The 10,878-nt window shown below is 55.3% G+C and carries 7 protein-coding genes; 1 reads left to right on the forward strand and 6 read right to left on the reverse strand.

Annotated features, from left to right (window positions below; translation table 11 throughout):
- Window positions 1-18: 18 nt before the first annotated feature.
- The 3 genes from B1748_RS23895 to B1748_RS23905 form a co-directional block, all read right to left on the reverse strand.
- Window positions 19-699, reverse strand: coding sequence for a response regulator transcription factor (locus B1748_RS23895; RefSeq protein ID WP_087570460.1), 681 nt, complete (start codon window positions 697-699; stop codon window positions 19-21).
- Window positions 700-1,528: 829 nt separating this feature from the next.
- Complete coding sequence (locus B1748_RS23900; RefSeq protein WP_179215793.1) at window positions 1,529-2,398, reverse strand: phosphotransferase family protein; 870 nt, start codon at window positions 2,396-2,398, stop codon at window positions 1,529-1,531.
- Window positions 2,399-2,579: 181 nt separating this feature from the next.
- Window positions 2,580-3,422, reverse strand: a complete 843-nt coding sequence (locus tag B1748_RS23905) for a sulfurtransferase (protein ID WP_087570462.1) — start codon at window positions 3,420-3,422, stop codon at window positions 2,580-2,582.
- A 184-nt stretch (window positions 3,423-3,606) separates the two neighbouring features.
- Between B1748_RS23905 and B1748_RS23910 the strand changes: the two genes are divergently transcribed.
- Window positions 3,607-4,179: a Crp/Fnr family transcriptional regulator gene (locus B1748_RS23910; RefSeq protein WP_087570463.1), complete on the forward strand. Its 573-nt coding sequence runs from the start codon at window positions 3,607-3,609 to the stop codon at window positions 4,177-4,179.
- Window positions 4,180-4,434: 255 nt separating this feature from the next.
- Here the strand turns inward: B1748_RS23910 and map are convergent, their stop codons facing one another.
- The 3 genes from map to B1748_RS23925 all read right to left on the reverse strand — a co-directional run bounded on the left by map (window position 4,435) and on the right by B1748_RS23925 (window position 10,877).
- Window positions 4,435-5,187, reverse strand: a complete 753-nt coding sequence (gene map, locus B1748_RS23915) for a type I methionyl aminopeptidase (protein ID WP_087570464.1) — start codon at window positions 5,185-5,187, stop codon at window positions 4,435-4,437.
- A gap of 127 nt (window positions 5,188-5,314) precedes the next feature.
- A complete protein-coding gene (locus tag B1748_RS23920) occupies window positions 5,315-7,639 on the reverse strand; it encodes an AraC family transcriptional regulator (RefSeq protein ID WP_179215794.1) in 2,325 nt (774 codons plus the stop codon).
- Window positions 7,640-7,661: 22 nt separating this feature from the next.
- A complete protein-coding gene (locus B1748_RS23925) occupies window positions 7,662-10,877 on the reverse strand; it encodes a glycosyl hydrolase 2 galactose-binding domain-containing protein (protein WP_087570466.1) in 3,216 nt (1,071 codons plus the stop codon).
- Window position 10,878 lies beyond the last annotated feature (1 nt).

A 10,878-nucleotide genomic window follows, 5' to 3' on the forward strand; every position in this document is an offset into this window, starting at 1 on the left:
ATACGGGTATAGAGCGAATTAATCCCGGTACACCTCCAGGCGGTAGCCGAGACCGCGCAGCGTTACAATGCGGAAATCAGACTCGTGTTCGGCGAAGCGATCGCGAAGCCGCTTGATGTGAACGTCCACGGTCCGCTCGTCTCCTTCATAATCCATCCCCCAAATTTCCCCGATCAGATGATCCCGGGTGAACAACTGCCCCGGATAACTCCCGAGCTTATAGAGCAGTTCGAATTCTTTCATCGGCAGGGTGACCTCCAGACCTCCCTTGTTCACAACCTGGTAGCTTTTGCGATCCAACTGCAGATCGCCAAGCTGGACCGTTTGGGAACAGGCGATCCGGTAACGTTTCAACAGCGCCTTGACCCGCAGCGTAAGCTCCATTGGGTCGAACGGCTTCGCGAGATAATCGTCGGTACCCAGCTTGAAGCCTTTGATCCGGTCGGCCGGCTCACCTTTTGCGGTAATCATGAGAATCGGCATGTCTCCAAGCTCGCGGAGCTTGGCGCATAAATCCCAACCGTCCATTCCCGGCATCATGATATCCAGGACGACCAGATCCGGCGAATGATTCTCGGAGTATTCCAGCGCTTCAGCGCCGTTTCCCTTCTCCACTACTTCGATCCCTTCATCTTCGAGGTAGAGCCGTACCAGTTCGCGAATGTGTGCATCATCGTCCACAACCAGCACTTTGGTCATTCGCCTTCCCCCTTTCCGCCTGTTCCGTTACATTTTACGACATTTGTTTTAACTCAATATGAACAAAAACCTCCGGCGCGACGGCAATCTCCACTGACTTCGCACCCGCAATGTTGCTAGCATATAACATAGACTAGTAGAACGTCCCAGAAGTTCCTATCCTACATATGGGATTAAGTAGTTCTGGAAGTTATGACGAATCCAAATTGTTGACAAAACAAATCTACCATTTCGGTGAGTGTACAACAACTTGACCCGACCGCCCTGGCCCTAGGGTACTAGCAACTGCTTTCCACGGCTTCTTGTTTGCAAGCTGTTGAACGAGAACGCCTAAGAGGGCCGCAACAGCCTGCCCTTCGGCAACCTGTCACAGCCCTCAAACCCGCGTCCCACGCGGCCTCTCGGCTCTTATTCTTCTCCCGTCGCGATCGGATTCCCCTCATAGCTAATCCAATCGCTCCAGCTTCTTATCCCCCCACGAACCCCTATGCTTGAATAGTTCCAAGCCGGAAAAATGGGGGTTCCGATCAGCGCGGCGGGAATGCCTCGGAGGATATGCTAATGCGCATGTGCAACGACCTCCCTTGGCTACGCTTGGGAGCAATTCAGGAGCAAGAAGCCCGTAGACGACGGGGTTGGCGAAACAGTATGGTTTGAACCAAGGCAAAGTATACTCCTGTGGCTGAACCAAGCCGGACGAAGCGCCAACAAAAGGCCAAGTGAAGCAAGGTAGCACCCGGAGGGATGGATGGGCTGGGTTGTGGTTACAAACTCATTGTTTGCAGGCTGTTGACGATTGTTTGCAGGAATGTCTCCTGGACATGGGTGATCATTGATAATTAAATATGCCGTTCTTAAACGCTTCTTCATCATTGTTCTCAATACCAAATAAAGCTTCTTGAAGCGCAAATGTGCCCCTGTAAAACCTCATTCGCGATTCAGCACTTTGAAGACCAGGGTAGAATTTGTACATCTGTTTCAAAAAATCTTCTCCGTATCCGCTTATTATGGCGGCAGCATCCACAGCAGGATCACCTACATGCGATCCGCCAAAATCAATTACGCCTGCAACTTTCGGAAGGTGATAATCGATCAATATATTTCCCACACCGAAGTCACCATGCACAAATGCTGGTTTATATTGAAAGTTCATTGTATCATTCAAAAAATCCTCGAAATGCTTCCTTATGAATACTTGACTCTCATTGCTCATATAACGAAACAGTTTCTCTTGAATACGTATGTACATGTCCTCCCAATACTTATATTGATTTTTTTGATAGTGGTGATCGACGAACTCTTCTTGTAAAGGAATACTATGCAATTCAAATAAAAATTGTGCCAGCTGGTTGGCTATCACATCTAAATCGTCATGGCCCATAGAGTGAAAAGCTTGCATGTCGAAAGTTTTTCCCGGTATCTTACGATAGCCTACAAATATCTCTCCCACGGTCTGCGATTCGAGGCTCTCATAAATAGGATTTGGTATATCAAGAGTAATGTACTTGTATATGTACTTTAATAACCGCGTTTCTTCATGTAACTCTTTAATGCCTTGTTGATATTTGGGGAAACGGAATATGAGTTCATTATTGACCTCAATGACCGTGTTGTTTTGACCGTTTTCATTGAGAATGACCGAATCGATTCGTAGGTTTGGGGATACTTCCAGAATTTTTTGAGCATAGTTCTTCAGCATAAATAGCCTCCATATGAATGGTATTCCAAACAGCGACAAACCAGGAAACATTGACCTGTACCTTGTTCGCTCGGGGTGTTTGCAAGCTGTTGACAGAAAAGCCCAAGGAGGGCTGCAACAGGTCACTAACCGGCAACCTGTCACATCCCCCAAACCCGCGTTCGACGCGGCCTCTCAGCCCTTACTCTTCTCCTGTCGCCACCGGGTTCCCCTCATAACTAATCCAATCGCTCCAGCTCCCCGCATACAACCGAACCTTATTAAAGCCCGCTTCCTGCAAGGCAATCACATTCGGCGTAGCCGTGACACCGGAGCCGCAGTAGACGATCAGCTCGCGGTCGCGGTCCAGGTCGGCGAAACGGTCGGCTTGCGCGTCTGCGTCCTTCCAGGCGCCAGACTCTCCGAGGCCGTCCTTCCAAAAGCGATTAATCGCGCCCGGGATATGGCCGGCGACCTTGTCCAGCGGTTCTACCTCGCCGCGATAGCGGGGCGCTTCGCGCGAGTCGATCAGCGTGACGCGTTCGTCGCCGAGCAACTCCCTCACCTCTGCCATCTCGACCAGCATCGTGTGCTGAACGGTAGCGAGATACTTGGACGGAATAAGCACTCTCTGCTCCGCCGATATCGGGAAGCCCGCGTTGGTCCATGCCGTAAAGCCTTCGTCCAACACGAAAACTTGCTCGTGGCCGAGATACTTCAGCAGCCACCATAAGCGTGACGCCATGGCCCCGCCCTGGTCGTCATAAACGACGACGCGCGATTCGTTGCTGATGCCGACGCGGCTTAGCGCGACGGTCAGATCGAAGATGTCCGGCAGCGGATGACGACCGCCATGGCCGTCCTCGTCAAGCGGAGCGGACAGATCCTTCTCCAGATCCAGATAGACGGCTCCCGGAATATGCGATGCTTCATATAATTCGCGGCCGGCGTCCGGTTTGCCCATCAGGAACCGGCAGTCGACGATAACGATGTCCGACTCGTACAAACGCGCCAGCAGCCATTTCAGTGATACGATATTGTTCATTGCTTCATTCCGCCTTCCAGCTTCTATCATTCATGCGTCCTATTATACCGGAAACAAGCCCGAAGGAGAAAGCGGCAACTTCACATTCTCTTTTGCCAAGATTATGCTATGATCAGTGTATATATCAGCTGGGGTACGATGCATAACCAATGCCAATGACGAACGATACGATCTGAGGTGACGCATGGAACCATCGACTATTATCGGCGCCCTCGCGCGAATGACGACGATTCCCGAGGAAGAGGAGCGGCATTTCCTCGAGCAGTTATTCTGGAAACCCGTCAAAAAAGGGCAATTCCTCCTTCATGCCGGAGACTTCTGCGAAAGCATCTACTATTGCGAAGAAGGACTTTTCCGCATGTTTTACGAGAACGAGGACGGCTCCGAGCACATCAAAAGCTTCGTGACGAACGGAAAGCTATTCACGGATTACCGCGCGTTGCTAACGGCCGAACCGGCCTTCCTGTCGATTCAAGCGCTGGAGGATTCCCGCATCGCCTTTTTTACGAAAGCCGCGATGGAGACGCTATACGAACGCCATGCCTGCTGGGAACGCTTCGGCAGGAAGCTCGCGGAGGAGCTGTTTATCGCCAAGTCGCGCAAAGAGCGGGAGCTTGTCGAACTAACCGCCGAGGAACGATACCGCTTGTTCCAGAAACAGTACCCGGATCTGGAAAGCCGCATTCCCCAATATCAGATCGCCGCCTTTCTCGCCATCAATCCCGTATCGCTCAGTCGTATTCGCGGCAAACGATAACAAGCCCACCGTCATGGAACAGGGAACAGGAAACACGAAACAAGAGACACATGAAACACGAAATAAGCTGCATCGGCGGTTCCCTTTGTACTAACCCGCGGATGCAGCTTATTTGTATAATGGCTGTTGCAGACAGAACTCCAGCCCTTATTCCTTAATACTCGTCTTTAGCACCTCGTCCACGACCAGAAGGTTGCTGATTGGACCGTTGCCGGGCACCAGATATCTAATGCTGAGAAAAACGTAAAACGTTTCTCACTCCCATCGCGTCAACACGATCGGGCCGCCCTTCGTAATCGCGACGGTATGCTCGAACTGCGCCGCCCAAGCACCGTCGATCGTTCGGGCCGCCCAGCCGTTGCGGGCGTAGAACACGTCGGGCTTGCCGGACGTAATGATCGGTTCGATCGTAATAACCATGCCTTCCTCCAGCTTGACTCCTTGTCCCGGAGGGCCTTGATAGGCGACCTCGGGGTATTCGTGTATATCCCGTCCAATGCCATGACCGAAGAACATCGGTATGACATGGCAGCCCTCCCGCACCGCGCGCTTTTGGACCGCGTGACCGATATCGCCGATGTAATTGCCGGGAAGCGCCTGCTTGATGCCGTCTTGCATCGCTTGCTTGGCTACGCGAAGCAGCCGCTCCGTGGCGGCCGTGGATTTGCCGACGATGTACGTCCAGGCGGAGTCGGCCTTCCAGCCGTTTAGGTCGGCCACCATATCTATCGTGACGATATCGCCGGATTCCAGCGGTTCCGCGTCGGGAAAGCCGTGGCACGCGACATCGTTGACGGATGCACAGGTTGCGTACGGATAACCTTTAAATCCTTTCTGCGCCGGCACGGCTCCCCGCTCGATCATAAACCGCTCTACGAACCGATCGATCTCCAGCGTCGTCACTCCCGGCGCGAGGCGCTTCGACAACGCCTTGTGGCACGCCGCCACGATCCGTCCGGCCATGCGGATTCCTCTAATGTGCTCCTTCGTCTTTAATTCCACCGCCATCCGCGCTGCCTCCTTCAATACATGAAATAGGGGTAAAGGACCGTATATGCTTACCCTATTCCGGCATTCGGGAACTCATTCCGCCTGGCGGCAACGGAGTTGTGAATTTCCGTACAATCCGCTTGCGCTATAACGGCCGCTGATGCAGCTGGCGGTATTCTCCGGGCGTCATGCCTATCTTCTTCTTAAATACTTGAAAGAAGGTACTTTCGTTCGTATAACCTACGCTCTTCATAATCTCCGCCACGCTCAGCTGCCCTTCTTCCAAATACTTAAGCGCGTGCTTCAAGCGAGTGTCCGTCAGAAATTCGGCAACCGTTCCGGTTTCTCTCGATCGGAAATATCTGCCCAGATACCTGGGAGACAACTCCAGCTCATCGGCGATGACCTGCAGGCACATATTGGGATCGCCGTAACCGTTCTCGATCATTTCTTTGACCGCTTCGACCAGATACTCTCTGCGGTCCGGCCGTTCCTGGATGCGCTGCTCGTAGAACTCTGCCAGCATTTCCCCAATCAGCAAACGCGCCTCCACAAACGTTTCCTGCTCCAGAATCCGGCGCGTGTACGTCTGAACGCTGACAAGGCAGCTCTGATAGCGGATGGGATCGCTCGCTCGCATCTCTTGCTTGATAAGCGCAAGCACGTGCAGAAGAGCGTCGTCTAGACTGTCGCAATGCAGCCTGCCCAACTGCTCGAACACGCCGTCTAGCGCCGCCCCCCATCGTTCTTCCCGCCCTTCCCGGAGAGCGGCGGCCAGCTCCGCTTCCACTCCGGCCTGCAGCATTCCCTCTTCGGGCAAGCGGCTTCTGTTCTCGTCGAATTGCGGCGTAATGAGGCTCATCGGCCCTTCCGACATCCGGTACAAGGACAGTCGCTTCACCCTGGCATAATGATCCGATACCTGGCGGTAACCGGCAATCGTATCGGAGATAACGGCCGTCAACGATAGCCGGTAATAGCCGTCGAGCAGATTTTGAATACGGCGTATTCGCTCCGCCAAGCGCTCCGACATCGCCGCGGATTGACCGGCATCCTCGATCGGAACAAGCACGGCGAATTCGTCGCCGAGCATATCCGTCGTCTGAGTCCCCGGCATATCTGCCATCACGTCGGAAGCGATATTTACGATCGCGAACCGGAGCAGCTTCTGCTCCGCCTCGTCCCTTAGCGTTCTGAAGTCCGCGTACCGGTCCAGCTTGAACAGACCTAGCAGATAAGACTGGGCAGACTGCCCCTGCAGCAAATATTCGCCAAATTGCTGCTCCGTAATCGCGGCGCTGTCCGTGATCCACAAGCGCTGCAAATACTGCCTCATGACCTGTTTGCCGGATTGCTTGGAATCCCGCAGCTTCTCCATGCTTCTCGACAATTGATCGTAGGCCGATGAGATGAACAGCCATTCGTCCTTCTCATCCTGTCTGCCAGCGTCGCCATGCCGCTTTCGGAATTTGCTGACCAGGTTGTACATCGGGCGGTACAACCGGATAGACAGCCATAACGATACCAGAAAGGACATGACCGTCAGGATGAACAGCGCAAGGAAGGAGAACAGGCCGATGCGGTTGACGCTCGCGAACACTTCCTCATAAGGCTGGATGCTGACCATGCGCCAGTTGCTGACGCCGGATCGCAGATACGTGACCATCTGCTTGCCTTCTCCGCCCTTAATGACGAAGCTTCCCGATTCCGGCGAGTCCGTCAATTCGTCTGCGATCAAGCTCCGAGTCGACTCGTCCAGCTGCGGCATATCGATGGAATCGATGATCCGGCCGCGTTCGCTGAACAAGAAGATGCGTCCCAGCGTGTTCCCGGCATGATTGTTAATAGCCTTAACGTTGTCGAATAACCAATCCGGCTTGACCGTAAGGACGAGCATGCTTTCGCGGCCGTTATAGCTGCCCGTTGCGGCGTACATCGTATAAACAAACACCCGCTGCTGATCCGGTTTGTCCAGATCGGCCGGCACCATCGTGAACTTCGGATAGGATGCCGGATTCCGAATCACGTCGGCCAGCACGGGCTCCTTGTTGTCGCCGCATAGGACCGGAGCGGTCGGCGAGGTGGAGTAGGAGCAACCGTTGAAGGCGTTATACACCACGATGGAATCCAGGAACAGATTGGAGTTCAACGTCGAATCGAGCCTGGCCAGCTTATTATAGAGCTGGAAGATATCCTGGTCCCTCGTGTTCATCAGCGAGACGATATCCCGGTCGTTGAAGGTGGACACGGCGAGATTTTTGATGAAATCGTTCAGATGATCGATGTTGTAATTGACCTGCTCCAGCACTTTCCGGTTCGCTTCTTCCTGCAGATCGGCGGTGAACATGCGCGAATACATAAAGATGCCCGCGCAGAACAAGGCCATAAATCCGCCTACCAGCACGAAATTAGTCAGTAAAAGCTGTGTAAAAAATCTGCCGGAACGATATCCGCCAAAGCCTGTCTTCATCGTCATCCCCCTAAGCCGCTTTCTATCGGTCTGCCCCAGTCAATAGCCCGTTTGCGAGCAGCCATGCCGCCGGATTATGGCGAACGCGGCCATCCAGCTCCAATTGGCTGATCCACGCTTGTCCTCTTCCGATTTCGCGGCCTGCTACCGCCAATGCCGGGGCCCATTCCCCTTCGTCGTTGCGATTGCCGCTCGTTAATACCGGCTGCCAGCCCTCTGCCGTAAAAGTCGTGCCCAGCAAAGGGACAATCCGTTCTTCACGTTCATGATACCATAGGCGGAAATCCTCCGTCCCGGCAAAGTCGACCAGCGGATGCCCCGTATCCCTGGAGACGAAATGGACCGGCATCATGCCGCATGGCCGCACGTCGACCGTATCGCCGAGCAGGTCCCATCGACCCGGGGGAAGCTCCAGAAAGAGCAAGGTCGCGCCCGCTTCCGCAAGACTGCGCACCTCGACCTTCCGCTCCTGATAGGCCTCGATGCTCCGGATGCAGATGACGTCTCCGGCACCCGCTTCTTCCAATTCTATCGGCACGACCGCCCCCAGCTCGCGCATCCAATCCGGCAACTTGCCGCCAGCGTTGTCCACTACGGCCACCCGGCGACCCTCGTTGTCTCGATTGTCTTTGTACCCTGCCGCAGCATCGGCTCTTCCTCTCTCCTTAGGCCATAGAGCCGCTTCGAGCGTCGTTTCGTGCAGCGGCTCTCCCGATGCGTCCGCGAGCTGAAGCCGGAGCACCGCCGTCGTTCGTTCGGAGACATGAAGGGGCGGCGTCTCGATATAGCCTTGGAATCGGCTGTCGCATAACGGAATATCGGCTTCGTGGGAGCCGCAGGCCAACACCTCTCCTCCCGCTTCCAATCGATAACGCAGCCTGGCGCCGGGATAATCCAGCTGCGTATCGTTGCAGATCCAGGCTTCGACCTTCATGCCTTCGTCGCTCCAGTAAGCGAATCGGTCGGACCGCAGCTGCACCGCAAGCGGTGACAATGCCTCTCGGTAAGCGAAGTAAGCTGGCTTGGGTCGCCTGTTCACGTCCATGATCGTCTTCATCCAGCCGGAAGGGAAGGCGTCGATGAACAGATGGATGGCGAACGTGTTCATGCGGCTGTCCCGCCGGAACGCTTCCGTCATGATTCGCGTCGCCCATGCCTGATAACGGTGACTCGCCGCAACCCAATGCTCAAGCCCCTTAGGCGTTTCATAGAAAAAATAATGGAACCGACCCGTCTGCGCGCCGATAATGGCGTTCGGCGACCAACGCTCTTCCTTCCCGCTTGCCGGAAGCCAATCGGGAGGGTAATGGGCGGTCATGACTTCCGCATAGTCGAGCCCTTCCGCGCCGAATTCGCCGCAACCGTAATGCCAGCCCTCCTTGACGGGCAGCCACCCGCCTTTATGAAGCAAACCGATGTCCATCCCATGGCCATTGTACCAGCACGAGTAACAGTGGTAATCCGGCAGACTGCTGGAAGGCGGATCGTAATCCCCGTCGACATGTTTGATGACGCGATCGGGATTATGCAGCTTGACGGCGATATCGGCGGCATCGAAGAAACGCTCCAGCTCTTGTCGGTCCAGATGCCGGTGGGGCTTGTTGGCGGCGTTCGGGAACGGCTCGTTGATATACGACACCAGAATGTTGCAGGGATGCGAGCGGATGAGACGCTCCATCTCCTCGGCCTGACGGACCGCCTCGACGAACTTGTTCCGGCGCAGCACGCCGAACAACGGCAGATCGGTCTGCGTCATAAGGCCGAGCCTGTCGCAATAGTCGTAGACCTCCTCCTGCACCGGCCGCTGGGTTAGACGCAGAAAGTTCATATTGGCGAGCTTCGCCAGCAGCAGGTCCTCCAGCAGCTGCTCCCAATCCTCCTTCATCACGCATTGCTGCTCGTGCCCCATCGTATTCGCGCCGCGCAGCCGGATCTCCCGATCGTTCAGATAAAACTTGCCTTTCGGCTCCGACTCCATATCCTGCCGGAAAGAACGCATGCCAAACGTTCGGCTCCCCGTATCCCGCACATCTCCGCGATCGTCCAGCAGCTTCGCCTGCAATTGATAGAGCCACGGGGTGTCCGGCTCCCACAGCCTCGGCTGCTTCAGCTGCAGCGGCACTTTGAAGTAATTGACGCCTTTCGCGACCAATAGCTTGATAGGCTGGCGGTAGGTGCCGTCCCCCTTGACCTTCGCCTCCGTAAAGGTATCGCCCAGTCCCACCTCGACCACGCTTTCGGGCTGCCAGGAATGCCAGGCCACGGTCTCCTCCATGAAGTTGTACCCGTGCACGGCCAGCTCCAGCCTTATGTTCAGTGCGGCTCTATCCCTGCTGAATACCTCGATCCAGGCTTCCGCACTCTCCTGCTCCGGCATCGGCCGCACGAAGATGTCGCCGATATGGACGGTTTGACGCGCCTCCACGTAGACGTCCTGATAGATGCCCATCCCGGGCGGACAATGATGCCAGCCGTACTGCGGATCGTCATAGCCGGGACCGGTCGCGGCATACAGCTTGTCGCCCTCGAATCGCTCCCCCGGCGCCTCTTCCGTCTCGCTGCTGCCAAACGTAAAGTCATTCTCCACCTGCACGACAAGCACATTGGCGCCGAGTCGGACATGATCGGTACAGTCGAATTCGAAGGGAGCGAAGAACCCTTCATGACTGCCAAGGCAGGTGCCGTTGACGAATACCAACGCTTTATAATCCACGCCTTTGAACCGAACGAAGATCGATCCGATCTCGAGTTCCGACTGCGTGATTTCAAAGGTCGTCCTGTAATAGACAACGGCTTGGCCAAGGGGACCGCCGTAATGCGGGATTTGGACTTCTTCCCAGTCGCCATGGCCATCAAGCACGCGCTGGAACGCCTCTCTGTCCTCCCTTGCCTGCCGGCGATACAGGAAGTTCTTCAGCTTCTTTCGCCGCTTCAATGGAGCGAGCTCCGGCGCCAAGCTTCTCATGTATGGCGCGTAACGTTCCTTCATCTCGTCGAGCGCTTGGCGAAGCCCCAGTTCGTCTTCCACCTTCGCCATGACGGCCCAGTTTCCCGAACTATCGCCGCTAGCCTCTTTTACAGCCGATAGCTCTATATCGGGCAGCTTCGGTGGAAGGACGGGGGCCAGCTCGCCGCCCCTGCCCTCGATGCGCCTCGTGCCGATATCGGCGAACACGTCTCCGCCTCCGCCGCACTGTGCGGCGTAGGATAATCCCTTGTCAGCAGGTTGTTCTGCCATT

It is taken from the genome of Paenibacillus sp. MY03, from assembly GCF_002165585.1.
Lineage (GTDB): Bacteria > Bacillota > Bacilli > Paenibacillales > Paenibacillaceae > Pristimantibacillus > Pristimantibacillus agaridevorans.

What these genes read in the sequence shown, in the direction of transcription:
- B1748_RS23905 (WP_087570462.1), bottom strand. Translation starts at nt 3,422, where the DNA reads ATGAACAATATCGTATCACTGAAATGGCTGCTGGCGCGTTTGTACGAG.
- map (WP_087570464.1), bottom strand. Translation starts at nt 5,187, where the DNA reads ATGGCGGTGGAATTAAAGACGAAGGAGCACATTAGAGGAATCCGCATG.
- B1748_RS23895 (WP_087570460.1), bottom strand. Translation starts at nt 699, where the DNA reads ATGACCAAAGTGCTGGTTGTGGACGATGATGCACACATTCGCGAACTG.
- B1748_RS23925 (WP_087570466.1), bottom strand. Translation starts at nt 10,877, where the DNA reads ATGGCAGAACAACCTGCTGACAAGGGATTATCCTACGCCGCACAGTGC.
- B1748_RS23910 (WP_087570463.1), top strand. Translation starts at nt 3,607, where the DNA reads ATGGAACCATCGACTATTATCGGCGCCCTCGCGCGAATGACGACGATT.
- B1748_RS23920 (WP_179215794.1), bottom strand. Translation starts at nt 7,639, where the DNA reads ATGAAGACAGGCTTTGGCGGATATCGTTCCGGCAGATTTTTTACACAG.
- B1748_RS23900 (WP_179215793.1), bottom strand. Translation starts at nt 2,398, where the DNA reads ATGCTGAAGAACTATGCTCAAAAAATTCTGGAAGTATCCCCAAACCTA.